The sequence below is a fragment of the Desulfonatronum lacustre DSM 10312 genome, from assembly GCF_000519265.1.
GTDB lineage: Bacteria > Desulfobacterota > Desulfovibrionia > Desulfovibrionales > Desulfonatronaceae > Desulfonatronum > Desulfonatronum lacustre.
The window spans coordinates 1,443,945-1,469,849 of the sequence record NZ_KI912608.1 but is presented as its reverse complement, the minus strand read 5'-3'; the positions used below and the strand labels follow the sequence as shown (position 1 = coordinate 1,469,849).

Here is a 25,905-nt window from a genome sequence, read left to right as displayed (position 1 = left end):
CCGCTCTTTATTCTGTGGACTGCGTGCCGGGTTCTGATGCCTCCGGAGGCGGAGCCATGGATCTGGGCCAGGCGCGGAGTACGGCCTGGACCACTGTGGCCAGGGGAATGGCGAAGAAAATGCCCCAGAAGCCCCAGAGTCCGCCGAAGACCAGGATGGCCAGGATGATGGCCACGGGGTGGATGTCCACCACTTCGGAAAAGAGCAGGGGGGCGAGGAGGTTGCCGTCGATGGCTTGGATCACGGCGTAGGCAATGAGCACGTACAACAATTCGTCCCCGAACCCCCATTGGGCATAGGCCACAATGGCCACGGGCAGGGTGACCACGGCGGCTCCGATGTAGGGAATCAGCACCGACAGGCCGACCACCAGCCCGAGCAGCATGGCGTACTGCATGCCGAGCCAGAGAAAGGTTGCGTAGGTAGCGCCCCAGACGATCAGGATTTCCCAAAACTTCCCCCGAATATAGTTACCGATCTGGTTGTCCACTTCCAGCCAAACCTGCTTAGCCAAGTTCCGCTCCTTGGGCAGGAAGCCTCGCAGCCAGCTCACTATTTTCTCTTTATCTTTGAGGAAAAAGAAGATCAGCATGGGCACGATGATCAAGTACACGATGATGGTAATCAACCCCGTGACCGAGGCCACGGAAAAGGTCAGCAGCTTTTGGCCGAAGGTGAACAGTTCGGTGCGCAGCGCCGTGGTGAACTGGACCACCTGTTCGTCGCTGATGAACTTGGGGTAGCGCTCCGGGAGCTGGAGCAGCAGGGCTTGGGTGTGGGTGATCAGGCCGGGGATCTGCTGAACCAGTTGGGCGATCTGCTTGGTGAGCATGGGCAGCAGCCAGAACAAGGCGATGAACGATCCGGTCAAGAACCCGAAAAAGACGATCAGCACGGCCAGGAGTCGAGGAACTCGCCAGTTGGTTAGAAACCGCACTAATCCTTCCAACAGATAGGCCATGACCAGCCCGGTCAGAAAGGGTACAACCATCCGCCCTAGGAAGTAGATCCCGGCGAACACCACGATCAGCATGCCCACCAGGATCACGACCTGGGGGTCGTTGAAATGTCGTTGGAACCAGTCCCGGATCAGGCGCATGGCGTGGGCGTGGGAAAAGGTGAGTAGGGGCTAGGCGTGGTTGCGCAGTTTGAGTTCCAAAGGGTGCGGATGGAAGAAGAACTGTGTTGTGAGATACGGTTCATCATACTTGCGGATGTAGTGGTTGAGCAAGGTTATCGGGACGATCAGCGGGATTTGGCCTTCCTTGAAGCGTCGGAAGACGTCCAGCAGTTCCTGCTTTTCCCAGGCCGTAATCTGCTTTTTGAAATGGCCCATGCTCTTTTCCAGCACGTTGAACAATTTGGCCTTGGTGGTGCGTATTCGCAGGGCCTCGGACAGCAGGCGACCATACTCGGCGAAGACCTGGTCCCGATCCATTTCCGAGGCCTGGGCCACCAAGCGGCCCAAGGCTGTGTAATGTTTCGGGCTGTGGGCTAAAATAAGATACTTGTGGTGTGCTTGAAAGGCAACCAGCGGGCCCAGAGCGGGTTTGGCCACGACTACGTCTTGCCAGCGACGGGCCACGAAGATCCGTTCGATGAAGTTTTCCCGAAGGCCCGGATCGTTCAAGCGTCCATCGTCCTCCACCGGAATGTCCGGAAAACGGGTGATGAACGTCTTGGCGAAAATACCCACCCCTTTTTGCTGGGGCATGCCTTGTTCGGAGTAGACCTTCACGCCTTGCAGGCCGCTGGATGGCGATTTGCTTTTGAAGATGAACCCGCAAAGGTCCTGTCCGGCCAGCCATTTATTCTTCTCCGTAGTCCAGGCCAGCATTTGGTCCGTAAGGTCTTCGCCGGAGCGAATGGCCCGCAATCGCGGATTCTCGATGTTCCCCACCAGCCGCATGGCCTCCCGGGGCACGGGCATGCCGCACTCCACCTCGGGACAGACCGGCACGAATTCCACGTACTTGCCCAGGGTGTCCCGCAGGAATCGATCCAGCTTGTGTCCGCCGTCATAGCGGACGTTGTTGCCCAGCAAGCATGAGCTGATGCCCAGACGTAATGGTTTTTCCATGTCGTCGTTCTCCGGGTAAATGTTAAAGGGGCTCACGCGAAGGCGCGAAGACGCTCAGGATGTACATATCATTTCGGCTTCGCGTCTTCGCGCCTTCGCGTGAGCCAAACATCACCCCATCACATCGGTAAGGTGACCAGACAAGTCGTGCCTTCCTCAGGTTGGGACCGTAAGGTCAGGTGGCCGTGATTCTTACGTACGGCCAGCCTGGCGATGGGCAGACCGAAGCCGGTGCCCAGGGCCTTGGTGGAGTAAAAGGGCGTGAACAGGCTCTCCAGGCTGTCCGGATCCGGGGTCGGGCCGTTGTTGAAGATGTGGAGATCCAGAAAGTCGCCGTTGGTCTCGCTTGGGGCGGAGCTGATCCGGACCTCGGGGGTGGAGGCGTCCGCCGCGTTTTCCAGGCTGTTTTGAATCAGGTGATACAGAATGACCCGCAGGTCTTCCGGATCCGCCAGTACGTTGGGGTGGTGCGGGTCCAGCCGGATTTCAATACGAACCCTCTCCTGGGGGAGCAGTTCCGCCAGGGCGGCCTTGATCGCGGAGTCCAGGTCGCAGGTGTTGGGCCGGGGCTCGCGTTGGAAGACCTCGTTGTAGGTGTTCACATTGCGAACCATCCGCTCCAGGCGGTTGGCCTCCAGCAGCATGGTCTCGTACACTTCGTGCCTGGGGTCGTCCGCGGGAAGCTGTTTGCGCAGACGCAGGACGTTGCCGCCGATGACCATCAAGGGATTGCGGACCTGATGGGCGATGCCGCGAATGATCTCCATATCGCACTTGGTCAGGGAAGTGATAAAGGCGTCCGTCTCCACCAGCAGGCAGAGATCCAGAAGGCGATCCATCAGGTCGATGGCCGCTGAGCAGGGTTCCGGGTCCAGCTTGGCAAAGGCCGTTTCATGGATGAATTTGCGGGCCATGGCGTAGCCCAGGCTGATGTAGCGATGGTCGATGCCCGCGGCCACGTGGTTCAAGCCGCTGCGCCACTGGGCGACCAAAAAAGCGTCTTGGTTGCGGTTCTGGAAAAAGGATTCGTACCAATGGGACCAGATCCGGATCATCCGTTCATGTGACGGGCCGTGGTCCAGGACGACGCGAGTCGCCGGGATGCCGTGAAAATGATCGAAGACCCGCTGGGCGAATCGCTCCTTTTCCGGCAAGAACGCGTCCGAAAGGTGATCCATCCGGACGAAGTCCTCCTGATCGATGCCCAATTGGCTTTGAAAGCCGCGCAGCCGGTCCATGGGGACCGGCACGGACGGCAACCGCTCGAAGAGGGTGTTCATTCCTTGAGACATTGACGCTCCAGGGCAATCAGGTCGCTGTAGGTTTCGCGTTTGCGGGCCAGCATTGTCTGGGAGCCGTCCACCAGAATTTCCGCGGCCCGGGGGCGGGAATTGTACTGGGAGGACATGGTGAAGCCGTAAGCACCGGCGGAAAAAATCGCCAGCAGTTCTCCGGAGCGGACCTCGGGCAGATCCCGGTCCCGGGCCAGGAAGTCGCCTGACTCGCAGATGGGCCCGACCACGTCCACGTTCCGTGCCGGCCGACGTTGGGGCGTCACTTCGGCGATGGAGTGATGGGACTGGTACAAGGATGGCCGAACCAGATCGTTCATGGCGGCGTCGACGATCACGAAATGCTTGGTTTCCGTGGACTTGGTGTACACGACTTCCGTGACCAGAATGCCCGTGTTGCCGGCGATGACCCGCCCCGGTTCGAGGATCAAGGTGACGTCCATGTCCTGAAGTTCCCGGACCAGGACTTGGCCGAACTCCTTGGGATGCGGAGGCTCTTCCTGGTCGTAGGTGATGCCCAGGCCGCCTCCCAGGTCCAGAAAGCGAACATCCACGCCCATTTTTTTCAACTTTTGGCTGAAGTCTTTGATCCGGTGCAGGGCTTCCAGGAACGGTTCGATGGAGGTGAGTTGAGAGCCGATGTGGCAGTCGATGCCCACGGGCTCGATGCCTGGAAGCTTCAGGGCCAGTTCATAGCCTTCCAGGGATTGCTTGATGTCCAGGCCGAACTTGTTGTTTTTCATCCCCGTGGAAATGTAAGGATGGGTCTTGGGGTCCACGTCCGGATTGATGCGCAGGCTGATCCGGGCGACCTTGCCCAGTTCCAGGGCGATATCGTTGATCCGCCGCAGCTCGTCCATGGACTCCACGTTGAACATCAGAATGTCGGCCAGCAGGGCTTCCCGGATTTCCTCGGCTCGTTTGCCCACTCCGGAATAGACGATTTTGCGGGCCGGGACCCCGGCGGAAAGGGCCCGGAACAGTTCGCCCCCGGAAACGATGTCCATGCCCGCGCCCAGTTCGCTGAGCAGGCGCAGTACGCAGAGGTTGGAATTGGCCTTGACCGAATAGCACGTCATGTGCGGCAAATCGGCGAAGGCGGAGTCAAAGGCCTGGAAGTGGCGCTTGAAGGTGGCCGTGGAATAGACGTACAGCGGGGTGCCGTACTGAGCGGCCAAATCCCGGACCGCCACATCCTCGGCGTACAGTTCTCCATTGCGATATGTAAAGTGATGCATGGGTTCGATTCTCCTTCATTCATTTTTTACGTTCAATATGGTCGTACATTCAGGCTTTGCCTGGAGACGAAATCGGTATCGAAATCGCTATCGTCGACATTCGAGCTCGTTATTTGCTTTTCGCGATTTCGATTTCGATTCAGATTCCAACGTCGCCTTCCAGGCGTTCCTTCCATTGCTGGAGCAGGGTCAACGCCTGCATGGGGCTGAGGTGCGTCGGGTCCAGGTCGCGTAATCGGTTCAAAATTTCGGTTTCTTCCGGATTCTCGCGGGAGGGTGGCGTGATTCCCAAGCCGGGCAAGGGATCGCGGAGCAGTTGTTGTCGCGTCGGTTTGGATGACTGGTGGAGCTTTCGAGGTTGCTTCGCGGCGTCCAGTTCCTCCAGAATCTCCTTGGCCCTGGCCACGACCCCGCGCGGCAGGCCGGCCAGCTTGGCCACCTCAATACCGTAGCTGCGGTCCGAAGGGCCTGGGACCAGTCGGCGTAAAAAAATGATGTCGCCTTTCCACTCCTTGACCGCGATGTTGTAGTTGCGCACACCGGGCAACCGGCCTTCCAGGGAGGTCAGTTCGTGGTAATGGGTGGCGAACAGGGTCCGCACGGGCCCTCTGGATTGTTTCACCCCCTGGCCGGAGAGTTCCTCCACCACGGCCCAGGCCAGGGCCAGGCCGTCGTAGGTGCTGGTCCCCCGGCCGATTTCGTCCAGGATGACCAGACTGCGTTGGGTGGCCTGACGCAGGATGCGAGCCGTCTCAATCATCTCCACCATAAAGGTGCTTTGCCCAAGACTCAAGTTGTCCGAGGCCCCCACACGGGTGAAGATCCGATCCGTGAGGCCGATGGACGCCCGGGCGGCCGGGACGAAGGAGCCGATCTGGGTCAGGATGCAGATCAGCGCGGTCTGGCGGAGCACCGTGGACTTGCCGCCCATGTTCGGACCGGTGATGATCAGCACCCTCCGCTGGTCGTCCAGGTGCACATCGTTGGGAATGTAGTCCGCGCTGCCCTGGCAGGCCTCGATGCCCGGATGACGGCCGCCGATGATGGAGATGTTCAGGTCCGTGGCCACGGCGGGGCGGGACCAGGACCATTTCCTGGCCGCTTCGGCCAAGGCCAACCAGACGTCCAGGCGGGCCACGGTCTCGGCCATGCGCATGACCCGTGGCCGGAATCCGTCTACCTTGTCCCGCAGTTCCTGAAACAGTTTGTGCTCCAGAACCTTGCGCCGATCCGAGGCACCCAGCAAGCGATCCTCCAGCTCTTTCAGCTCTTCGGTCACGAAGCGCTCACTGGAAACCAGGGACTGCCGCCGCTGGAAACGTTCGGGTAATTCCTTGGTCTGGGACCTGGGCAGCTCGAAATAATAGCCGAAAACCCGGTTGTAGCCCATCTTCAACTTCGGCTGGCCGGTCAGCTCCTGTTCCCCGGCCAGCATCTCCCGCAAGGTATCCTGTCCGTGCTCCGCCAGGTCCAGCAGAACGTCCAGATCCGGGTCGTATCCGGGGCGAAAAATGCCGCCGTCCGTGATCAGCAGGGGCGGAGAGTCTACCAGAGCCCGCTGGAGCAGGTCCGCCAGGTCGTCAAGATCGTCCCATGTCCGCAAAACGTCCTGGAGCAGTTGCGGGGGCATGTCGTCGAAGTTGCCCGGTCCATGGTCGGAAGGTGAAACCACCGAGGATCCGTTTCCCGGCACGTCGGAATTTTGACCAGTCTGGGTCAGAGTGTTCAAGGCTTCCCGGAGCCCGGGCAGCCGGGCGACGCCTTGACGCAGGGCCGCGAAATCCCGGGGCGAGGTCCGGTTCATGGAAATCCGGGTGGCGATGCGTTCCAGGTCCGTTGTGGTGGACAGTCGCTGGGCGAGTTCGGAGCGGGATGCGTCGCTTTCCAACAGTGCTGCGACGACGGCCTGGTTTTGGAGGATCGGCTCCGGCTCCTTCCAGGGGTAGTGGAGTCGGGATTCCAATAGGCGGCCGCCCATGGGCGTCAGGGTCTGGTCCAGGACGTGGCGCAGGGTGCCCGGTCCGCGTCCGCCGTCTAGGCGGCGAAAAATTTCCAGGTTGCGCAGGGTGACTTCGTCCAGGAGCAGAAAATCGCCGGGTTGGATGACTTGAAACGACTGGAGGTGGTTCGGATCGTGTTTCTGGGTCTGCTTCAGATAGGCCAGCAGGGCCCCGAAGGCCTGGATGAGCTGCGGCTTGTTCTCCAGGTCCAGGACGTGCGGATCGGCCACGCCCTGGGTCCGCAGAACCCGTTCCTTGGCCTGACCGAATTCGAAGAAGCCCCGCACGGGCAGCGGGGTGATCCGGGTGGAAACATCCCCGGCCTGGACCGGGGGGCGGAGATGGTCGGGCAGCAACAGTTCCCGTGGCTGGAGCTTGGCCACCCAGGACCACAGCGGCATCTGGCCGCGAACCCGGATGCCCCGGCACGCCCCGGTGGACACGTCCACCCAGGCCAGTCCGCCGAAGTCCGCCTGGGCGTCCCAGAACAGCGCGGCCAGAAAATGGTGCTCCTTGGCCTCAAGGCCGGCGTCCTCCACCAGGGTGCCCGGGGTCAGGACTCTGGTCACGGCCCGTTTGACCAGTCCCTTGGCCTCTTTGGGGTCTTCCACCTGATCGCAGATGGCCACCTTGAGCCCCTTGTTCAGGAGTTGGGTCAGGTAGGATTCGCAGGCGTGATAGGGCACCCCGCACATGGGAACGGGGTTTTCGGCGTTGGGGTTGCGGCTGGTCAGGGTGATCTGCAGTTCCCGGGCCGCCGTTTCGGCGTCCTCGAAGAACAGCTCGTAGAAGTCCCCCATGCGGAAAAACAGCAGGGCGTCCGGATGGGCGGCCTTGATGCCCAGGTACTGCTCCAGCATGGGCGTCAGCTTGGGCGGACTTGGATCACTCATTCAGATTGCGGCGAAAGGTGATGGAGTGCCAGGAACCACAGCGGGGACAGATGAAAAAGATCGATTCCCGCTTCAGTCCGCACTGACGGCAGGAGAATCGTTTGACTTCCCGGGCACGGGAAAGAAAAAAATCCAGTTGCACGGCCAGGGTTTTTGGCAAATCGTGGTGTTTTTTTGCCAGATTCAGGATTTCCAGGCGGGCCAGCCAGAAATTCGGCTCCAGGATCAGGCAGCGCTCGAACCAGGCCTGGGCGTCCTGTTCGTGGCCTTGGTTCAGGAGCAGCAGGCCTCCGTAATACTGGAGCAGCATGTCCTGGGGATAGCCGGACAGCACGGCCAGGGCGGCGTCCAAGTCCGGGGCGGAAGAGAGGGCGTTGCCGGAACGGTCGTTGTTGCTCGAAGTATTGAGAAGTCCTTCAAGCAACATGAAGCGCATCTGTTCCGGGACCAGGGCCATGGCCTTGTCCAGGATAGTGGCCGGCTTGGTTTTTTCCAGCCCGCCCCAGGCGCGTTGCAGTTTTTCCAGCCAAGCCTCCATGCATCCCGGGGAAACCTTCAGGGCCCGGTCGAGCCATTTACCAGCCGGGAAGCGCTTGGGGTCGTCCCGACACTCTTTTTGGGCCTGCCGAACCATGTAATGGGCCTCGGCAACGGAGTTGCCCAACTCCTGGTAATACTTGGCCGCCTGGACGTATTCCTCGGATTCGGCGCTGAGTTTGGCCAGTTCCAGGGTGATGGCCGGGTTGTTGCCGGCGATCTTACGGGCTTGGCGCAAGGCGTCGAAGGCCCGGTCCACAAAGCCGCCGCGTTTGTAGTCCCGGCCCAGTTCATAATATGCACGGGCTTTGAACTCTTGATGCAAGCCGGGGCGCAGGATCAGGTTCTGGCGGATGTGAACGGCCCGCTCGATTTCCCCTTGGGAACGGTACAGGTTGCCCAGAGCCAGATAAATTTCCACGGCGTCCGGGTTGTTCTTGACCACCCGGCTCAGTTCGCTGATGGCCGCGAAGGTGTCCTCGGAGGGCGGCAACAACCCGTCCGCGTGGGATTCGTTGGGAAAATGATTCTGACCCATGGACCTGGAGGAGAAAACCATTTTTATCCAATCGCGCATTCGTTACAACTCAATGAAAAAGGCGGTCAAAAGGAAACACCACCGGGTTCACGCGCGGCCCGGAATGCCGAGATGCGTTTCGTGAACCCGATGGCGGCCAACAACGCGCCGAGAGGAGGCGCGACGTGGGACAATGACCTTATGCCACGCCGTCTTCGCGCTTTTTCTCGGAATAGGGCTGCGCCGACTCGTCTGCGTAGGATGCCGTGGAGAAGGCGGTTTCGGTCTTGGAGCTGGAAGGATAGACTTCCTCTTCCAACGGCAGGTTGCGCAGGGAGGTCACTTCCTGCTCCAGGGCGGCCAGTTTGGCCTTGGAGGATTTCAACTCATGGGTAAGCCGGATTTTTTCCGCCAGGAAATAACTCATGCTGAATACCGAGCCGATCACGAAACTCACCAGGACGATCAGGTAAAAGGGCATTTCGCGGGAAACGAAGCTCAGGTCGAACAGTTCCAATTTGAGAACGAGTTCGTTGGACAACATGTCGTTGTTCTGGATAAAGAACACCATGGAGACGAAGAAAAAAAGTGTCAGCAGCAAGACCTTCAAATAGCGCATACAGCCTCTCCTTATGCGGGGTTAGAGTGTGGGTGAGATGGTAAGAAACAGCGATGCCAGTTTGGCGTGCGTCGCCGAGAGGTGCTCGGAGACGACGCGGGTTTGGCCGCAAACCGTCATAAATGAGGTGTCTCCGTGCCAGCGGGGGACGACGTGCATATGCAGGTGGTCCTGAATGCCCGCGCCGGCGACGCTTCCCAAGTTCAAACCGATGTTGAAGCCGTCCGGCCCGAGCGCCTCGCGGAGAACCCGGACGGAGCGTTGCAGCCAATCCGTCATTTCACCGGCTTCCGCCTCGTTCATATCCGTCAGGTCCGGAACATGGCGGTACGGAGCCACCATCAGGTGGCCGTTGGTGTAGGGATACCTGTTCATGATCACAAAGCAAAGCCTTCCGCGAACTAAAACCAGTTGATCGCGATCCCGCGCGGTGGATTCCGGAAGGCAAAACACGCACTCGTCCGCCTTGGGACCGAGAATGTACTCCATTCTCCAGGGGGCGAAAAGGGTGTCCATAAGGGTTCAGCTGTTCAGGGGGTCACGGTTCAACGGTTACGGTCGTGATTGAGGGCGAGTGAGGTTCGGATCAAAAGATCGTCATGGAAAGCAGGTTTGCATGTCCTGGCCAAAACCAACCGTTGAACCGTGAACCGTTGAATAGCTGAACCCTCACAAAATCTGGCTCAAAAACTTTTTCAGCCGGGGATGCTCGGGGCGTTCGAAAAAGTGGTCCGGTGCACCGACTTCCACGATTTCCCCCTGGTCCATGAAAACGATCCGGTCCGCCACTTCCCGGGCAAAGCCCATTTCATGGGTGACCACGGCCATGGTCATGCCCTCCTTGGCCAGGGTGACCATGACGTCCAGCACCTCGCCGATCATTTCCGGGTCCAGGGCGGAGGTGGGCTCATCAAAGAGCATGATCTTGGGGTTCATGGCCAGGGCACGGGCAATGGCCACCCGTTGTTTTTGGCCGCCGGAGAGCTTGACCGGATAAACCGCGGATTTTTCATCGATGCCCACTTTCTTCAACAGGGCCATGGCCCGTTCCTCGGCTTGGGCGCGGGGAATGTTCTTCAGCTTGATGGGGGCCATGGTCAGGTTTTCCAGCACCGTCTTGTGTGGAAAGAGGTTGAAGCTTTGAAAAACCATGCCCATTTCCATGCGCAAAACGTTGATGTCGTTTCTGGGGTCGTTGACGTCCTTGCCGTCCACGGTGATGACGCCCCGGTCGATGGTCTCCAACCGATTGACGGCCCGCAACAGGGTGCTTTTCCCGGAGCCGCTGGGTCCGATGATCACCACTTTTTCCCCGGCATGGATGTCCAGGGACACGTCGTTCAGAGCCTTGAGGTCGCCGAAAAATTTGCTGGCGTTGCGGATGCTGATGATTTTTTCAGCGGCGCTCATAATAATTCAACCTTTCTTCCATGGTGCTCACGACTTTGGACAGGAGCAGGGTGATCACCAGATAGACCAGGGCAACCATGGTGTACGTTTCGAAGTAGTTGAAGGTCACGCTGGCGAATTCCCGACCGCGGCGCAGGATGTCCGACACCGCCAGGATGGAGACCAGGGAGCTGTCCTTGAGCAGGGCGATGAATTCGTTGCCCACGGGGGGCAGGATGGTCCGCCAGGCTTGGGGCAGGATAACGTAGAACATGGTCTGGGTGCGGTTGAAGCCCAGGGATCTGGCCGCCTCGGTCTGACCATGGTCGATGGATTCGATCCCGGCTCGAAAAACTTCGCCCATGTAGGCCCCGTAGCAGATGCCCATGGCGATCACCGCGGCCACCAGGGGCGGCATGTTTTTCAGGAAGATGAACAGGGCGTTGGAGTCCGGAAGGTTGGCGAAGACCTGACCCAGAGCGAAATAGATGTAGAAGAGTTGGACCAGCAGCGGGATGCCGCGAACTACTTCGACATAGGTGGAGGCGATCAGGTTGATGACCCGATTCTTGGAAATCCGCCCCAGACCGGTGAACAGGCCCAGGACCAGGGCCAGAAGAATGGACAGGATGGTGACCTGAAAGGTGACCACGATCCCGTCCGGGAGAAATTTGAGAACCCGCAAGTATGGATCTGGGCGGGAGATGCACAGATAGGCAATGATGCCCAGAGCGCCGATCAGGGCGATCCACCAGGCGCTGAAAAGTCCTCGGTCTTGCTTGCGCGGCAGGGCCGCTCCGTCTCCAACGTCAATGACGACTTGCTTTTCGGCCATCGTTTCCCTTTGGCGTCGCTTGAGGATTCAAGAAGGATCAAGCCTCTTCATGCCGGAGGCTGGCCGCATCCGGCATGAAGAGAGAGGTGATCATCAGGGAACTGGGTTATTCCCCGCCGAACCATTTTTTGAAGATTTGATCGTATTCACCGCTGGCCTTGACCCCGGCCAAGGCGCTGTTGATCAGTTCCAGGGTTTCTGTGTCACCCTTTTTCACGGCAAAGCCCAGGTACTCCGGCTCGTCCGGCTCGATCAAAAAGGCAAGGGTCAGGGTCTTGGAGAAGTCCGGATGGGTCAGGGCATAGTCCGCGGCCACGGCATCGTCGGCGATCACCGCGTCCAGGCGGCCATTGGCCAGGTCGGTGACGGCCAAGCCCACTTCGTCATAGCTTTTGGCGTTGTTTCCGGCAATGCGCATGGCGGCGAAGTAGCCGGTTGTCCCGATCTGCGCGCCGAGAGTCTTGCCGGCCAGGTCGGCCTCGGTCTTGATGTCCGAGCCGTCCCGGACCACGACGCCCTGCTTGACTTCAAAGTAGGGATCGGAAAAGTCCATGGCGTTCTTGCGTTCCTCGGTGATGGACACGGAGGAGGAGATGGCGTTGTACCGCCCGGTAGCCAATCCTGCGAAAATTCCGTCCCAAGCCGTGTTCTGGATCACGGCTTCGAATCCGCCGGCCTTGGCCATGGCATTGACAAGATCCGGCCCGAATCCGACGCACTCGCGGTCTTCGCTGATCATTTCCATGGGCGGCCACGTGCAGTCGGACGCGAAGGTGATCGTGCGCTGCGCCCAGGCCGTGGACGTCATTGCCGCCAACAGCAGTCCTGTCAGAAGAAAACGCTTCAACATGCTCCAAAACCTCCATTCGTTTGCGTTGAGATGAATATCATGTGGAGAGAAACATCATCTTCCACACCGTGTGCCTGTAAAGAGTTGGCCCCGTCAGGTCAAGAACCTGGGCGGAGATGGGGCGGGTTCGCGAAGCTCTGGGCGAGTTTGGTTTTGGTTAGGGCCGGAGTTGCGAAGCTTCCCGGCCCTGGGTAGTTTATACGTTTTGGAGCGGGCGCAGTTTTCTATATACTTTAAAAGATGGAGGAAGCATGCCTCAGATCAATCGAACGGCCACCGCGAGGCGGTGGTTTATGGGCTTGGCGGTCTTTTTTGCAATTTCTCTGAGCGGCCCGGCATTCGCCGCTGCTTCGTATGACGAGGCATTGGACGCGTTTTTTTCTTTGTTGACGGAAGGCAAGGCATCGGAGGCAATTGGCGGATTGATAGCAACCAATCCCAATTGGTATGCTGGCGGTGAAGGCATAGCGGAAACAACGTCAAAACTGGAGTTGTTGCCGGAAACGTTTGGAGCCTACACCGGTCGGGAACGCATCGGGCTTTACGAATACAGCAGCCGAATTCATGTCCTCACCTACCTCATGTACAACGCGGAAGCATCCTTGCGGATGGAATTTATTTTCTACAAGCCGGAAAATGAGTGGAAGATTATCAACTTCAACTTCGGAGAGGTCTCTTCCGAAGAGTTGATTGAAAATGCCAGAGCAGGTGTTTTTCGAAGTATTACGGATAAATGACCACACTCTCGAAGTCTGGGGATGTTCCCCCGGCTTCGAGCCGATCCCGCAGTCCCTCCTCTGCTCGTTATCATCTGCCCGCTGCTACAGCGCGAAGCCCCAGCCAAGCTCGACGGCACATGCTTTTGACGACCTGCCGGGGGTGGAAAGAGATCGGGTTGAGGCGATTCGGGGCCTGGAAGGCGGAAAGGTCCAGGTCCGCGGGGGAGAGCAGAGGGGTGGTGATCTGGTCCGGGTGGTGGCCAAGCAGATTTTTCCGGCGGGCCTCGCGCCAGAGGGGAACCTGCTCCGGACATAGGCTCAGGGCCGTATAGACGGCGGTATCCAGGGCCACGGGGTTGTCCGAGGCGGCCAGCAGGCCCAGGTAGCACGGCTGTCCGCTGGCCGGGCCGGAGACGTCCATGGCCGTGACCGCGTCCAGCAGGGATGTGGTGGGCGGCAGGTGGGGCTGGAGGTCCAGGATCAGTCCGGCCAGGTCGTCGCCCTGGCCGTGGCGCATATGGGCCACGGCCTTGCGCACCCCGCAGACGCATCCGAACAGGTTTTTGGCCGCCGCGGTGATGAACATTTGGGAATGGGCCTTGAGCCGGGGCAGGTTGAGCAGCAGGTCGGCCTCCAGGACGTGGCGGGAGATGCCCACCTGGAAGCTGCCGGCCTGAGAAGCGCCGGTCAGGCGGACCGAAACCGGTCGGTTCAGGTTGCGCACCGGCACGGGCAGGTCGCCCAAGGCCTCGGTCAGGCCGGCGGCCCGGGCCACCTGTCCGGCGGTGCCGAAGGCCGGAGAGTCGCCCACCTGGACGCGGACCCCATGATCCAACAGGAGGACGCACACGGCCCGGACCACTTGAGGGTGGGTGCAGGAGAGATGGGCCCGGCGGGAGGTGACCAGATTGGGCTTGACCAGGACCGTATCCCCGGGACGAAAGGCGCGGCCCAAAGCGTTCCAGCAAGCCTGAATGGACTCGGCAAGTCGATCCGCCTCGTAGGCCGCGCAACGGGTCAGGGCCACGGGGATGAGCGGTCTTTCCTGATGGATGGCTTGCTGCACGTCCGCGGCGGAGCGCGTCGTCACGCTGCGCACTCCGGCAAGAGTCGAGCCAGGAGGCGTTGGTGCTTCAGCTCGTCCTCGGCCAGCTCCAGGAAGACCGACTCCAGTTCCGTCCCCGCATGAATTCCGGCCAGGTTTTTGTACAGGTCATAGGCCGCGGTTTCGATCATCAGAGCCAGTTCGGTCACGGTCAGGCAAAACTCATCGGCCATCCCGTCTGAACCAGGGGGGGCAAGTCGCGCCACGGCGTCCTCCAATGATTCCCCGCCCTCCAGAATGTCCCCTTTCAATTCATCGAAGCAGAGTTCAAAATCCTGGTCGGAATATTCCGCGTCGGCGCGTTGCAGGCGGTGGAAGATCACCCGGGCGTGGGTGCGCTCCACCTTGCCCAAGGTGGCCAGGGTCGTGGCCATTTCCGGGGATTTGGCCTTGCTTTCCGCGGCCTGGTAGAATCGCTGGGCGGCTTTTTCCAGTTCCATGGCCCGCAACAGGGCTTGGGACGTGTTTTGATACGACTCCCGGGCCGGCTCGAACACTTCCAGGCGGGGCATGTCGGTCAAGGCCCGGCCGTCCCAGGCCAGGAATCCGCCGACCATGTTCAGGATGCGGGTATCCGGAGGCAGGGCGGTCTGGGCCAGGTTGGCCGCGGCCTGGGACCGCGCGCCGCTGCGGCAGTAGAAAACCAGGTTTGACGTGGCGGCGAGTTCGTCCAGGCGGGCTTCAATTTCCGGCAACGGTAGCAATCGAGCCCCGGGGATATGGCCCTCCCGGTATTCGCCTGGCTGGCGGACGTCCACCAGGGCATAGTCGGACTCTTTCAGCTTGGCGCTGAATGCGGGCAGTTCCTCGGGGTAGATGGATTCGACGGGCATGGTATGGGTCCTTTGGGGTTTGACGTGCCTTATTGGATATCAGTGGTGCAGGGGAGATTCCCTGTGTGGTTTGAAAACGTAACCGACAAGCGTGATGTTGTTCAAGGCGGGAGGCCGGTCCGGCCAGGGCTTTTTTTCTCGGGAAACTCGCAATAATTTCAAATTTGTCAGGATAAATGGGGCCAGGGGGATATCGCCCTGGTTGGAGCAGGAAAGATCGAAATCGAAATCGCTATCGAAATCGGAAAGTTACCAGCAATCGATTTCGATCACGATTTCGATTTCGATACCGATCCAGAGAGCCTTGGCTTGAGAAAAAATTTGCCCTGCCCGGTCTGGCCAAGCTGAGAAAACCTTTGAAAATGGACGCTACGCGGCCATTCCTTGCTTCCATCGGCCAAGCGTGGTATTTTGATGAAATATGTTCGACATAGCATCTTTCATCCGCGAACTGGCGATTATGGCCGTACCGGTACTCATCGCCATCACCTGTCATGAGGCGGCGCACGGTTACGCGGCGTGGCGTTTGGGCGATCCCACCGCCAAAAACGCCGGACGGCTCACCTTCAATCCCATCCGCCACGTCGATCCCGTGGGGACGATACTTTTTCCGCTGATTCTCGTCCTTATTAAAAGCCCCTTTCTTTTCGGTTGGGCCAAGCCGGTTCCGGTGGATCCCCGCTATTTCCAGAACCCGGTCAAAGGGATGATGCTGGTCTCCCTGGCCGGTCCGGGGACCAACTTCGCTCTGGCATTGGCCTTCGCCTTCCTGTTTCACGCCTTGATCTTTCTGGCCGTGACCCTTGGCGGGGCCGGGATGAGCGTGATCGAACCGTTGGCCCTGATGGCCCAGTACGGGGTGCTCGTCAATCTGATTCTGGGGATTTTCAACCTGCTCCCCATCCCGCCTTTGGACGGCGCGAAGATCCTGGCCGGGTTTCTGCCCGCCGGCGGCGTTCGCATGATCTACAGTTTCGAGCGGTACGGCTTTGTCGTTATTATCTTGCTGCTGATGACCGGTGTGCTGCAAAGTGTTCTGCTGCCGATGGTCCGATTCTTTACCAATATTTTGCTTTGATCGATCCATTTGCGCAGTGGGTCGAGTTTTTATGAATTTTTAAACCACTTATTACTGAGGAAGATCGGTTTCATGTCCACGACCCCGCAACGCATTGTTTCCGGAATGCGGCCCACCGGGCCGCTGCACTTGGGCCATTACTTCGGCGTACTCGTCAACTGGATCGCCTTGCAGGAAGAGTACGAGTGCTTTTTCTTCGTGGCCGACTGGCATGCCCTGACCAGCGAGTACGCCAGCCCGCAGAGGATCCGGCAGTTCGTGCCCGAACTGGTCATGGACTGGGTGGCCGCTGGACTGGATCCGGAAAAATGCACGATGTTCCTGCAGTCCCAGATCAAGGAGCATGCCGAGCTGCAACTCCTGCTGTCCATGATTACCCCTCTGGGCTGGCTGGAGCGCAACCCCACCTACAAGGAAGTGAAAGGCGAACTTGAGGGCTCCAAGGACTTGAGCACCTACGGCTTTTTGGGCTACCCGGTGCTCATGGCGTCGGACATCCTGATCTACCGTCCGCAGCTCGTTCCGGTGGGCCAGGACCAATTGCCCCACCTGGAGCTGACCCGGGAAATCGCCCGGCGCTTCAACTTCCTTTATACTCCGCTCTTTCCGGAGCCCCAGGCCAAGTTGACCGAAGCCCAGAAGCTGCCCGGCCTGGACGGCAGAAAAATGAGCAAAAGCTACGGCAACGCCATCCACCTTTCGGAGTCCATGGAGCAGGTTACGCCGAAAATCATGAGCATGCTCACGGACACCAACAGGATGCGCAAAAAAGACCCCGGCAACCCGGATCAATGCAACATGTTCCCCTACCACATGCTGATGACGGATGCCGCTCAGCGCTCCGAGATCGTCTCCGGCTGCACCCAGGCCACGTTGGGATGCGTGGACTGCAAAAAGCTGCTTTTGAAAAGCCTCGGTGCGTTCCTTGAGCCCATGCGGGAACGGCGGGCCGCGTTGGAAGCCCATCCGGCCAGGATTTGGGAGATGCTGGAGGCCGGCGATCGCAAGGCCCACGAACAGGCCCTGGAGACGCTGACCCTGGTTCGGGAACGGGTTAACCTGGAGTACAAGGAACTGGCCGCCCTTCGGGCCTGATACCGAGTTTTTTCGGGCGCTTTTTCGCGAAGTCGGGAAATGGAGCTGATATGAAACATGTCAAAATCCTGTTCTTCCTTCTGTTCTGTGTGGCCATCGCCCTGGGCGCGGTGCAGAACGCCGAAATCTTGTCCCCGGCCCTGCCCATGGTGGTCCATTGGCCGGAGCTGCTGAGCGTCGAGTTCAGCTTACCCATTTTTGTCCTGATTTCGATCCTTTTCGTTGCGGGGTTCGTCGTAACCAGCCTGCCGTATCTCGGCGAGCATCGGCGCTTGAAACGCTCGGTGGCTGAAACAAAGCGAGAGGTCGCGGACCTTGAACGCGAACTGCGCCCAGAGCCTGAGCCAGAGCCGGAACCCGATTCGACGCTCGAAACCTCCGAACCGGAAGAGCACCGGGACAATTCTTCGGCGACATCCCGCCGGGGGGCCGCCGCCGACATTTCATCCACGGAAACTTCCACGCTAACCCTTCAGCCGCCCATGGAGTCCACGATGGAAAAGAAAACCACATCGGAATCGGAAGACAAAGTCCTTGCCGAGAATTCGGAACAGGCCTCCGCTGAAAATACCGCCGCATCTTCCCTTGAAGTTCAGGAAGGAACTCCGGAATCCACCCAGTATTCCCATGCAACCGACGCATCCGACCCTTCCAAAACTGTTTTGGAATCAATTTCGGAATCTCTCGATAAACAAGCTTCCGATCCTTCCCGGTCCGGCAACGCATCCGAAAACCGATCGGAATTCAAGGAAGATGAAGTCCTGGAACGTCCGTCCGGCCCGGGGTGGGGGGCCGTCCTGTTCCTCTCCGTCGCCTTGGCCTTGGTCGTGAGCAGCGGGGTTTACATCGTGCTTAACAACCAAATGACTCAACTGTCCGAACAGCTCGGAGACCTGCACATTCAAAGCGGTCATATGGCCTCGACCCAGGAGGAAATGGGACGGACCTGGGAGCGCGAACGGGTGTCGGTTCGCGATGAACTCGAGTCCCTGGGGCAAGGTCAGCAGCAATTGGGTGTCGAGGTCGAAACCCTGGAAGAGCAGATGCTGGCCTTGCAGGGCCTGCCCGAGATATTTCGCAAACAGCTTGTGGCCGGGTTTCTGCGGGACACCGCGGGAAAGACCGCGTTTTTGGGGTCCCAGGTGGAGACCGATGAGCAACGCGATACCCTGGAACGGGTTGAGGAGATGCTCCAGTCATTGGCCAAGGAACTTGAAGACGCCGGGGGCGGGCGCTAGCCTGGTCCTGCCATGAAGATTGAGAAATTTGGCGAGCCGGCGTCTTGGGAATCGGAAAAGGGTCGCGAAAATGATGCTCACAAAGTGATCATCGGGATCGCCGGTTCGCTCAACCGCTGATCGGAACGCGTTTTTCGCGTCCAAGCCGGTATTGCGATGGATCGCCGCCGAAACGAGGCTGGAGACAAGGCGTATGCAAACCGGGTTTCGTCCAAGCTCTTGTCTCCAAAGACATCTAAAGGGGGATGAATCAACGTGTCGAAGCAGAAAACAAGTAAATCCAGTTCCAGCAAACCCAGCGCAAGCTCCAGTGCGGGTTCCGGTTCCAGTTCAAAGCTGACCAAGGCTGAACTTGAAGCCATTGCCCTTGAGTTTCGCGAGGAGTTGAAAAAGGTCGCCGAGGGGCAACAGACTTTTCAAGCGTCCAGCGGACAGGAACTCGAAGCTTTGAAGACTGGATTGGGGCGCTTGGAACAGAGCCTCGCGGATTTCGACTCCAGGTGGAACATCAACGAGAAGCAGCTTCAGACCGTGGGAGAAATGGCCGCTTTGGCGCAACAGCGCCTGGATAAGGAACTCGCGGTCTTGGGAGGTCGCCCTTGGGAGAAGACCGCTGAGGAACTGCAAAATGCGCTCAAGGCTACTACTCAAAAAGTTGTTGATCTGGAGAAAAGCTTACGGAAGGATATCGGGGATTTGAAGAAGGCGGTCCAAGAAGCCGCCCAAGAAGCCGCCCAAGAAGCCGCCCAAGAAGCCTCTAGAGATACCGCGCAACGTGTGGCCGATCTGGAAAGCCGGATGGCGGAGCAAGCCGCCAATCTTCCCGTTGACCGAGAGCAGGACATCCTTGCCCTGGGGAGCCGCTTGGATGCTCGCCTGGATGCACTGGAAAGCGCTTTGGAAGAACGTTTCGCGAGCGAAGAGGAACGCTTGGTCGTCTTGGAAGGGGAGCGCACTACTCTGGCCGACAAGCTCAAGGAATTGCACGAAGCGGTTCAAAAGTCGGCCCCGACTCCAGAAGCCCCCGCTGCTCCGGCGCCGTCCAAGCAAGCCGAGGAACAATCTTCTCCTCCTGTCGTCGCAGCCAAGCCGGAAAAAAGCGCTCAGGACTGGCTGCGCCAAGCCCGTCTGCTGTGGAACTGTCAGCGGTATACCGATCCTCAGGCCGCCGTGGACTGCCTGACCCGGGCCTTGGATATCGCTCCCGACAACCCCGAACTGCTCAATGAACGTGGCCTGGCCCTGGCCGACGCCGGGTTTCCGGACAAGGCCATAGCGGACTTCTCCAAGGCCATCCTTCAGGATGCAAGCCAAGCTTCTGCGTTCCACAACCGCGGGCTGTTGTATATGAAGATGGACAAGCGTGACCTGGCCTGCCGTGATTTTCGTTCCGCCGCGGCCTTGGGAGACTCACGTGCCCTGCGCATGGCCCAGGAAACCGGATATTGCGGGTGTTCCGTGTTCAAAAAGTTGTTCCGCGGCGTGATCGATTAATCGATTTCCCACGGATGCCCTCCGTATTGTCTTCGTGCGCTCATGCGGCACTGAGCGTGACACTGTATAACTGATCCTTTTTTCCGTTTCGACGCGCTGGTTGCTCTGGGCGCGTTGAAACGGAATTTTCCGTCATTCATCCCACGTCTGATTCCATTCTTCCGTTTTGATAATTCCTAAGACTTGCCTTTTTCGAGGCCATGGCTACAGTCTTCCATTGTCGGAAGAAGCTTCGTGCCGGAGCGCTCTCTTCCACCTTGGAATCACTTCTTGATCAACCACGGAGCATGAACATGTCTCGACGACCGCGGCGGGTGGTTTTGCCGCTTGTTTTGCTGATTCTTTTCGCTGGATTGGGCTGGATGACCTACCGGGCGCTGCAACCCGATTCCCAACAGCCGGGAGCCGGAAGGCCCGCCGGAAGTCCGGCCGTCGCCGTCCAAGCCGAGTCCGTGGAACTTGGAGTTGTTCGTGATATTCGGACCTTTTCCGGAACCTTGTCGCCTCGGGCTCAATTCGATGTCGCGTCAAAGATTTCTGGACGGGTGGAAAAACTGTTCGTGGACGTGGGCGACCCGGTCGGACGCGGTCAACTTGTCGCGCAGTTGGAGGACGCGGAGTTCGTGCAGCAGGTGGAGCAGGCTCGGGCCGAGCTGGCCGTGGCTCGGGCCAATCTGGAAGAGGCCCGCAGTGAACTGGACGTCGCGGAAAAGGAATATGTCCGGATCGAGTCCTTACGAGGCCAAATGGTCACTTCTCAAGCAGAGCTGGATCTGACCCGTTCCCGGTATCTCGCCCAGCAGGCCCGCCTGCGCGTGGCCACGGCCCAGGTCGAACAACGCCAGGCCGCGTTGGGGGCCGCCGAGGTTCGGATGAGTTATGCCCGGATCGAGGCTTCCTGGCCTGAAAACGGCCCCCAGCCTCCACGGGTGGTGGGCGAACGGTTCGTGGACGAGGGGGCGACCTTGTCCGCCAACACCCCCTTGCTCAGCGTCCTGGATGTCAGTGCCGTGCTGGCGGTCTTCCACGTCACGGAACGGGACTATGCCCGGATTCGAGTCGGGCAACAGGCCCTGGTGACCGTGGACGCCTTGCCCGGACACCAGTTCGAGGGCCAGGTGGCTCGGATTGCCCCGGTCTTTCGGGAGGCTTCCCGCCAGGCCAGGGTCGAACTGGAACTGCCCAACCCCGAAGGGCTGATGAAGCCGGGCATGTTCGTCCGGGCGCGGTTGGAGTTGTCCCGAGCCGAGAACGCGGTCCTGCTGCCTTCCGCGGCCTTGGTCCGGCGTGACGGCCAACAGGGCGTCTTCGTGATCCAGGACGACGACACAGCCCGGCTGGTTGCCGTGCGAGTCGGTATTTCCGAGGAGGGCATGTCCCAGATCCTGGAGCCCGAAGATCTTTCCGGCAATGTCGTCACTCTCGGGCAACACCTCCTGGAGGACGGCTCCACGGTGCGCATCGTTCATGATCAGTAATTCCACAGGTATCGTGTCGGGGTCGGTATCGGTATCGGAATCGATACTGTTTGTTCGCCTCTAATCATATTTCGATCCCGATTCCGATACCGACCCCGAAAGAGCCATCAGCACTTCCCTTCTTACCCTCACGCCCCATGCACATCACCCAACAAAGCGTCTCCCGCCCGATTTTCACCATCATGGTCGTCCTGATCGTGGTGATCCTGGGCGGGGTGTCCCTGTCCCGGCTGCCCATCGATTTGATGCCGGAACTGACCTATCCCACCTTGACCGTGGTGACGTCCTACGAGAATGCCAGCCCCGAGGAAATGGAAGAGCTGGTCACCCGGCTGGTGGAGGAAGCCGTGGCCGCGGTTCCAGGCGTGGAAGAGATCACGTCGATCTCTTCCGAGGGCCGGAGTTCCGTGCGGGTTTCCTTTTCCTGGGGCACGAACCTGGACGCGGCGTCCAACGACATTCGCGACCGGCTGGACCGGATCGCCGGTCGGCTTCCCGACGCCGCGGATCGGCCGCAATTGTTCAAGTTCGACGCGGCCCAGTTTCCAATTCTGATCCTCGGTGCGTCCAGCCGCCTGGACCCCGTGGAAATGCGCCTGGTGATCGACAACCAAGTCAAACAGCGCATCGAGCGGATTCCCGGCGTGGCCGCCCTAGACATTTGGGGCGGGTTGGAGCGGGAAATTCAGATCAACGTCGATCCGGACCGCGTCCTGGCCCTGGGGTTTTCCTTGGATCAGATCGTCCAGGCCGTGCGCGAAGCCAACATCAACGTGCCCGCCGGGACCATCGACCAGGGCCGGTTCGAGGTCACCCTGCGCACTCCCGGAGAGTTCACCAGCCTGGAGGAAATCCGCTCCACCGTTGTCGCCGTTCGGGACGGAGCGCCCATCTATCTTGGTCAACTGGCCGAGATCCTGGACGGGCACCAGCGCCAGACCAGGATCATCCGCATCAACGGCGAGCCCGGAGTACGCTTGGCCGTTCGCAAGCAGGCCGGGACGAATACCGTTCAGGTGGCCCAGACCGTGCTTCGGGAGCTGGAACGGATCAACGCGGACTTCCCCCAGATACAGATCACCTCGATCATCGACACCTCCAAGTACATCCAACAGTCCATCACGAACGTTGGCCGGTCCATCCTGTTCGGTGGAACCCTGGCCGTGCTGGTCCTGCTCTTTTTTCTGCGCAACATTCGCAGCACCCTGGTCATTGCCACGGGCATCCCCATCTCCATTATCGCCACCTTTACCCTGATCTATTTCGGCGGCTTCACCCTGAACCTGATGACCCTGGGCGGATTGGCCCTGGGGGTGGGAATGATGGTGGACAACGCCATCGTGGTCCTGGAAAATATTTACCGCCTTCGTGAACGGGGCGGCGAAGGTAAGGCCGTGGCCGTTCAGGGGACCAGTCAAGTGGCCGCGGCGGTGACGGCCAGTACCATCACGACGCTGGTGATCTTTCTGCCCATGGTCTTCCTGGAAGGTGTCGCCGGGGTGATGTTCCGACAGTTGGCCTATGTAGTGGCCTTTGCCTTGATCTGTTCATTGCTGGTGGCCCTGACCGTGGTCCCCATGCTTTCCGCGCGGTTGCTGCAACCCACTGCCGGGACCGCCTCCCCCATCACGGGCGTACGGGGACGGATGTACGCTCTCAGCGGGCGGATGTTCAAGGAATTGGAGGACGCCTACCTGGATTTACTGCAATGGGTTTTGCAGCACCGGATGATCACCCTGGGACTGACCGTGGTCGTGTTCGTCGGCGCGTTGACCCTGATCCCGCATCTTGGTTCGGAATTCATGCCCAGCACGGATGAGGGCGAAGTGCGGGTCAATATCGAAATGGAGGTGGGCACCCGCCTGGAGGTTGTGGACGCCCAGGTCCGACGGATTGAGGAGATCGTCCGGGAACTGGTGCCCGAAGCCGAAAACATGGTCGTCAACGTGGGCGCTTCGGGCTGGCGTGGGGGAGGCGGGTCTCGGGCTGAAATTCGCATGGCCCTGGTTCCGGCTGCCCAGCGGACCCGAAGCAGCGAACAGATCGCCGCGGCCCTGCGCCCGGCCTTGAGCGGAATTCCCGGAACCGTGATCCGCACCCGGGCCGGTCAGGGCTTGTTCATTTTGCGCATGGGCGCGGGAGACGGCGACAGCATGGTCGTGGAGGTCCGCGGCTGGGAGCTGGATCGCCTGGACGCCCTGGCTTCCGAGGTGGCCGCACGGATGGAGAACGTTCCGGGCATCACCGACGTCCGGCTCAGCCGGGAGGCCGGAGTGCGCCAGGAGCTTTTCCACATCGACCGGACCCGGGCCGCGGACTTGGGCCTGTCCGCCACCAGGATCGCCCGAACCCTGGAAACCGCCATCGCCGGGAGCCGGGCCGCGAACTATCGGGAGGGCGGCTATGAATACCGCATCCTGGTCAAGCTGGCCGAGGCGGAGCGGATGGGCATCGAGGACATTCTGGACATGACCATGCTCAACACTGCCGGGGAGCAGGTCATGCTGCGCAACGTCGTCACCGTGGAAAGCGGCCGCGGTCCGATCCAGATCGACCGCAAGGACCAGCAGCGCATCACCTCGGTCTCCGCGGGCATCAGTGGACGGGATCTGGGGGCCGTGGCCGGGGACATGCGCGAGGTCCTGCGGGAGATTCCGGTCCCTCGGGATTATGAAATCGTCTTTGCCGGGGATTACGAGGAGCAGCAGGAGGCTTTCGGAGAACTGACCCTGGCCCTGATCCTGGCCCTGGTCCTGGTGTACATGGTCATGGCCTGCCTCTACGAATCACTGCGCGATCCGCTGGTGGTCATGTTCGCCGTGCCCCTGGCCGCCATCGGCGTGGTCCTGATGCTGCTGCTCTCCGGAACCACGCTGAACGTGCAGAGCTTCATCGGCTGCATCATGCTCGGCGGGATCGTGGTCAACAACGCCATCCTGATCGTGGACCAGTCCTCGAACCTGCGTAAGAACAAAGGCTTCTCGCCCATGGACGCCGTCCAGGAAGCCGGACGACGCCGACTGCGTCCGATCCTGATGACCACCCTGACCACGGCCTTGGCCCTGACCCCCTTGGCCCTGGGCTGGGGCGAAGGCGCCGAAGCCCAGGCCCCCATGGCCCGCGTGGTCATCGGCGGCCTGGCCAGTTCCTCGTTGATTACCTTAGTGGTGATTCCGGTGATGTATACGTTGTTTTACGGGGCGAAGAGAAAGGAAGACGGGAGTCCGGCATCGGTGTGTGGCATACATGGAATGCGCTGAATAAATGCGACTTAAAAACATTCGACAGTTAGGAGGGAACTTTTATTCTTGGTGGGAAACCTCGATCAGTCCCACTGAATGACCACCTCCGGCAAAATCCCCACTCCGGTTTCACCTTCCATGGGCACAACGTCCGGCTTGCCAAATCCTTCCTTTTCCAGCCGATAGATCATCACCACCCGGTCCTCCGGATGAACCAGCCAGTATTCCCGTACCCCCGCCTGCTCGTAGATCCGGCGCTTGGCGATATGGTCCCGTGAGGCCGTTTTCGGGGAGAGAACCTCCACGATCCAGTCCGGCGCGCCGACAACGGCGTTGGATTTGATTTTGCGCTGATCGCAGACCACAAAAAGATCCGGCTGGAGAACCGTCCGAACATTGTCTTCATTTTCAATAGGTTTGGGAAACAAGACCTCTAGAGGTGCGATGAACGGACGGCATTCTTTTTCAGAAAGCGCTCGTTCCACTTGTGCGGCTATGGAGAGCACCACCTGCTGATGGGTCACGGATGGACCGGGAGTCATGGCCTGTGGGGTGCCGTCGATCAGCTCCCAGCGTTGATCGTCCGGCCATTCCAGGTAGTCGCGATAGGTGTACGGAGTTTCTTGGAACTGAGGATAGGCGGTCATGCGGTTTGCCTTTTGTTGAGGGTTCGATGGAAACGAAAACGTCCATGTTGACCATCAACTCTGACCGGTATTTTTATAAGCAGTGCATGTCAAGAATGATCGGAAAGGGCGGCCCGCACGAGCCGCCCTTTTTTGAGGCTGATCAGGCCGCGCCCTGATTGATGACGAAGCCCTTGCCGAATCCGCCGGTGGAGGCGGAGGTGCCGGCGATTTTGGAGAGGTAGACGTTGCCCAGGTTCTTGATGTGGCCGGCCACGTTGTCGAAGTGGCTGAAGTGGGCCTGTTCCTCGTCGATGATCTGCTCGAAGAGCTTCATGCTGATGCTGTCGCCGTTTTCCCGGCAGACCAGCAGAAATTGGTTGTAAACGTCCACGGTGTTGTCTTCCAGATCGGCGTCAAAAGTGAAGATGGTTTCCATGTCCTGATTCTTCTGGGTTTTGGCCGCGGGATCGGTGGTGGGTTCTCCGCCCAGTTCCTTGATCCGCTCCGCGAACATCTCGGCATGGCGCATTTCGTCGATGGCGATGAGTTTCTGGTTGGCGGCCAGTTCTCCGTAGTCCATGTCGTCCAGGCCGTAATGCTGGTTCATGTACTGGGTAATGGCGTGCAGTTCCATGGCCCGGGCCTTGTTCAGGACCTCGATCACTTTGGCCCTGCGTTCTTCCTTGCTTGCTGAAAGGGTCGCGCTTTCCATCGTGGTTGCTCCTTGATGCGGGTATTGGGTTT

At 59.6% G+C, this 25,905-nt stretch carries 22 protein-coding genes; 7 read left to right on the top strand and 15 right to left on the bottom strand.

What is annotated here, in order from left to right; translation table 11 throughout:
- Positions 1-7: 7 nt before the first annotated feature.
- From DESLA_RS0106915 to DESLA_RS0106865, 11 genes are all read right to left on the bottom strand, one after another.
- Entirely contained in the window at positions 8-1,099 is a 1,092-nt protein-coding gene (locus DESLA_RS0106915; RefSeq protein ID WP_028571885.1) for an AI-2E family transporter, read from the bottom strand.
- 30 nt (positions 1,100-1,129) lie between these two features.
- Positions 1,130-2,080 (bottom strand): YbgA family protein, encoded by a 951-nt coding sequence (locus tag DESLA_RS0106910; protein ID WP_028571884.1) that lies wholly within the window; start codon positions 2,078-2,080, stop codon positions 1,130-1,132.
- Between the two features lie 119 nt (positions 2,081-2,199).
- Positions 2,200-3,372, bottom strand: a complete 1,173-nt coding sequence (locus tag DESLA_RS0106905; protein ID WP_084031946.1) for an ATP-binding protein — start codon at positions 3,370-3,372, stop codon at positions 2,200-2,202.
- A complete protein-coding gene (lysA, locus tag DESLA_RS0106900; protein WP_028571882.1) occupies positions 3,357-4,610 on the bottom strand; it encodes a diaminopimelate decarboxylase in 1,254 nt (417 codons plus the stop codon). The genes DESLA_RS0106905 and lysA overlap by 16 nt, the downstream gene beginning before the upstream one ends.
- A gap of 139 nt (positions 4,611-4,749) precedes the next feature.
- Positions 4,750-7,503: a DNA mismatch repair protein MutS gene (mutS, locus tag DESLA_RS0106895; RefSeq protein WP_028571881.1), complete on the bottom strand. Its 2,754-nt coding sequence runs from the start codon at positions 7,501-7,503 to the stop codon at positions 4,750-4,752.
- Positions 7,496-8,617 (bottom strand): tetratricopeptide repeat protein, encoded by a 1,122-nt coding sequence (locus DESLA_RS19235; protein ID WP_051434465.1) that lies wholly within the window; start codon positions 8,615-8,617, stop codon positions 7,496-7,498. The genes mutS and DESLA_RS19235 overlap by 8 nt, the downstream gene beginning before the upstream one ends.
- Before the next feature lie 139 nt (positions 8,618-8,756).
- On the bottom strand, positions 8,757-9,176 hold the full coding sequence (locus tag DESLA_RS0106885; protein WP_028571880.1) for a LapA family protein: 420 nt from the start codon (positions 9,174-9,176) through the stop codon (positions 8,757-8,759).
- Positions 9,177-9,197: 21 nt separating this feature from the next.
- Positions 9,198-9,692 carry an HIT family protein gene (locus DESLA_RS0106880; protein ID WP_028571879.1) on the bottom strand — a complete coding sequence of 165 codons (495 nt, stop codon included), beginning with the start codon at positions 9,690-9,692 and terminating at the stop codon, positions 9,198-9,200.
- A 153-nt stretch (positions 9,693-9,845) separates the two neighbouring features.
- Positions 9,846-10,586 carry an amino acid ABC transporter ATP-binding protein gene (locus DESLA_RS0106875; RefSeq protein ID WP_028571878.1) on the bottom strand — a complete coding sequence of 247 codons (741 nt, stop codon included), beginning with the start codon at positions 10,584-10,586 and terminating at the stop codon, positions 9,846-9,848.
- Complete coding sequence (locus DESLA_RS0106870; protein ID WP_028571877.1) at positions 10,573-11,400, bottom strand: amino acid ABC transporter permease; 828 nt, start codon at positions 11,398-11,400, stop codon at positions 10,573-10,575. Before DESLA_RS0106870 ends, DESLA_RS0106875 begins: the two co-directional genes overlap by 14 nt.
- Before the next feature lie 106 nt (positions 11,401-11,506).
- The gene (locus DESLA_RS0106865; protein WP_028571876.1) at positions 11,507-12,250 is read right to left on the bottom strand and encodes a basic amino acid ABC transporter substrate-binding protein; all 744 of its coding nucleotides are present in this window, start codon (positions 12,248-12,250) and stop codon (positions 11,507-11,509) included.
- Between the two features lie 251 nt (positions 12,251-12,501).
- Here DESLA_RS0106865 and DESLA_RS0106860 point away from each other — a divergent pair, with 251 nt between their 5' ends.
- Positions 12,502-12,987 (top strand): hypothetical protein, encoded by a 486-nt coding sequence (locus DESLA_RS0106860; protein WP_028571875.1) that lies wholly within the window; start codon positions 12,502-12,504, stop codon positions 12,985-12,987.
- 70 nt (positions 12,988-13,057) lie between these two features.
- Here the strand turns inward: DESLA_RS0106860 and DESLA_RS19230 are convergent, their stop codons facing one another.
- A complete protein-coding gene (locus DESLA_RS19230) occupies positions 13,058-14,059 on the bottom strand; it encodes a DUF362 domain-containing protein (RefSeq protein WP_051434464.1) in 1,002 nt (333 codons plus the stop codon).
- Entirely contained in the window at positions 14,056-14,907 is an 852-nt protein-coding gene (locus DESLA_RS0106850; RefSeq protein ID WP_035261484.1) for a rhodanese-like domain-containing protein, read from the bottom strand. Before DESLA_RS0106850 ends, DESLA_RS19230 begins: the two co-directional genes overlap by 4 nt.
- A 421-nt stretch (positions 14,908-15,328) precedes the next feature.
- Here DESLA_RS0106850 and DESLA_RS0106845 point away from each other — a divergent pair, with 421 nt between their 5' ends.
- The 6 genes from DESLA_RS0106845 to DESLA_RS0106815 all read left to right on the top strand — a co-directional run bounded on the left by DESLA_RS0106845 (position 15,329) and on the right by DESLA_RS0106815 (position 24,550).
- On the top strand, positions 15,329-15,985 hold the full coding sequence (locus DESLA_RS0106845; RefSeq protein ID WP_028571873.1) for a site-2 protease family protein: 657 nt from the start codon (positions 15,329-15,331) through the stop codon (positions 15,983-15,985).
- A gap of 72 nt (positions 15,986-16,057) precedes the next feature.
- Positions 16,058-17,080, top strand: a complete 1,023-nt coding sequence (gene trpS, locus DESLA_RS0106840) for a tryptophan--tRNA ligase (RefSeq protein WP_028571872.1) — start codon at positions 16,058-16,060, stop codon at positions 17,078-17,080.
- Between the two features lie 50 nt (positions 17,081-17,130).
- Positions 17,131-18,318, top strand: coding sequence for a lipopolysaccharide assembly protein LapA domain-containing protein (locus tag DESLA_RS0106835; protein WP_028571871.1), 1,188 nt, complete (start codon positions 17,131-17,133; stop codon positions 18,316-18,318).
- A 255-nt stretch (positions 18,319-18,573) separates the two neighbouring features.
- On the top strand, positions 18,574-19,812 hold the full coding sequence (locus tag DESLA_RS0106825; protein ID WP_028571870.1) for a tetratricopeptide repeat protein: 1,239 nt from the start codon (positions 18,574-18,576) through the stop codon (positions 19,810-19,812).
- Between the two features lie 293 nt (positions 19,813-20,105).
- On the top strand, positions 20,106-21,290 hold the full coding sequence (locus DESLA_RS0106820) for an efflux RND transporter periplasmic adaptor subunit (protein ID WP_035261482.1): 1,185 nt from the start codon (positions 20,106-20,108) through the stop codon (positions 21,288-21,290).
- A 137-nt stretch (positions 21,291-21,427) separates the two neighbouring features.
- A complete protein-coding gene (locus DESLA_RS0106815) occupies positions 21,428-24,550 on the top strand; it encodes an efflux RND transporter permease subunit (RefSeq protein ID WP_028571868.1) in 3,123 nt (1,040 codons plus the stop codon).
- A gap of 65 nt (positions 24,551-24,615) precedes the next feature.
- Here the strand turns inward: DESLA_RS0106815 and DESLA_RS0106810 are convergent, their stop codons facing one another.
- Together DESLA_RS0106810 and DESLA_RS0106800 are read right to left on the bottom strand one after the other, a co-directional pair.
- Complete coding sequence (locus tag DESLA_RS0106810) at positions 24,616-25,179, bottom strand: Uma2 family endonuclease (RefSeq protein WP_028571867.1); 564 nt, start codon at positions 25,177-25,179, stop codon at positions 24,616-24,618.
- A 142-nt stretch (positions 25,180-25,321) separates the two neighbouring features.
- Positions 25,322-25,873, bottom strand: a complete 552-nt coding sequence (locus DESLA_RS0106800; RefSeq protein WP_028571866.1) for a ferritin-like domain-containing protein — start codon at positions 25,871-25,873, stop codon at positions 25,322-25,324.
- Positions 25,874-25,905: the final 32 nt, after the last annotated feature.

Bases quoted from the DNA above. Each gene is read 5' to 3' on its own strand.
- DESLA_RS0106915 (WP_028571885.1), bottom strand. From the start codon at position 1,099: ATGCGCCTGATCCGGGACTGGTTCCAACGACATTTCAACGACCCCCAG.
- DESLA_RS0106910 (WP_028571884.1), bottom strand. From the start codon at position 2,080: ATGGAAAAACCATTACGTCTGGGCATCAGCTCATGCTTGCTGGGCAAC.
- DESLA_RS0106905 (WP_084031946.1), bottom strand. From the start codon at position 3,372: ATGTCTCAAGGAATGAACACCCTCTTCGAGCGGTTGCCGTCCGTGCCG.
- lysA (WP_028571882.1), bottom strand. From the start codon at position 4,610: ATGCATCACTTTACATATCGCAATGGAGAACTGTACGCCGAGGATGTG.
- mutS (WP_028571881.1), bottom strand. From the start codon at position 7,503: ATGAGTGATCCAAGTCCGCCCAAGCTGACGCCCATGCTGGAGCAGTAC.
- DESLA_RS19235 (WP_051434465.1), bottom strand. From the start codon at position 8,617: ATGCGCGATTGGATAAAAATGGTTTTCTCCTCCAGGTCCATGGGTCAG.
- DESLA_RS0106885 (WP_028571880.1), bottom strand. From the start codon at position 9,176: ATGCGCTATTTGAAGGTCTTGCTGCTGACACTTTTTTTCTTCGTCTCC.
- DESLA_RS0106880 (WP_028571879.1), bottom strand. From the start codon at position 9,692: ATGGACACCCTTTTCGCCCCCTGGAGAATGGAGTACATTCTCGGTCCC.
- DESLA_RS0106875 (WP_028571878.1), bottom strand. From the start codon at position 10,586: ATGAGCGCCGCTGAAAAAATCATCAGCATCCGCAACGCCAGCAAATTT.
- DESLA_RS0106870 (WP_028571877.1), bottom strand. From the start codon at position 11,400: ATGGCCGAAAAGCAAGTCGTCATTGACGTTGGAGACGGAGCGGCCCTG.
- DESLA_RS0106865 (WP_028571876.1), bottom strand. From the start codon at position 12,250: ATGTTGAAGCGTTTTCTTCTGACAGGACTGCTGTTGGCGGCAATGACG.
- DESLA_RS0106860 (WP_028571875.1), top strand. From the start codon at position 12,502: ATGCCTCAGATCAATCGAACGGCCACCGCGAGGCGGTGGTTTATGGGC.
- DESLA_RS0106850 (WP_035261484.1), bottom strand. From the start codon at position 14,907: ATGCCCGTCGAATCCATCTACCCCGAGGAACTGCCCGCATTCAGCGCC.
- DESLA_RS0106845 (WP_028571873.1), top strand. From the start codon at position 15,329: ATGTTCGACATAGCATCTTTCATCCGCGAACTGGCGATTATGGCCGTA.
- trpS (WP_028571872.1), top strand. From the start codon at position 16,058: ATGTCCACGACCCCGCAACGCATTGTTTCCGGAATGCGGCCCACCGGG.
- DESLA_RS0106835 (WP_028571871.1), top strand. From the start codon at position 17,131: ATGAAACATGTCAAAATCCTGTTCTTCCTTCTGTTCTGTGTGGCCATC.
- DESLA_RS0106820 (WP_035261482.1), top strand. From the start codon at position 20,106: ATGTCTCGACGACCGCGGCGGGTGGTTTTGCCGCTTGTTTTGCTGATT.
- DESLA_RS0106815 (WP_028571868.1), top strand. From the start codon at position 21,428: ATGCACATCACCCAACAAAGCGTCTCCCGCCCGATTTTCACCATCATG.
- DESLA_RS0106810 (WP_028571867.1), bottom strand. From the start codon at position 25,179: ATGACCGCCTATCCTCAGTTCCAAGAAACTCCGTACACCTATCGCGAC.
- DESLA_RS0106800 (WP_028571866.1), bottom strand. From the start codon at position 25,873: ATGGAAAGCGCGACCCTTTCAGCAAGCAAGGAAGAACGCAGGGCCAAA.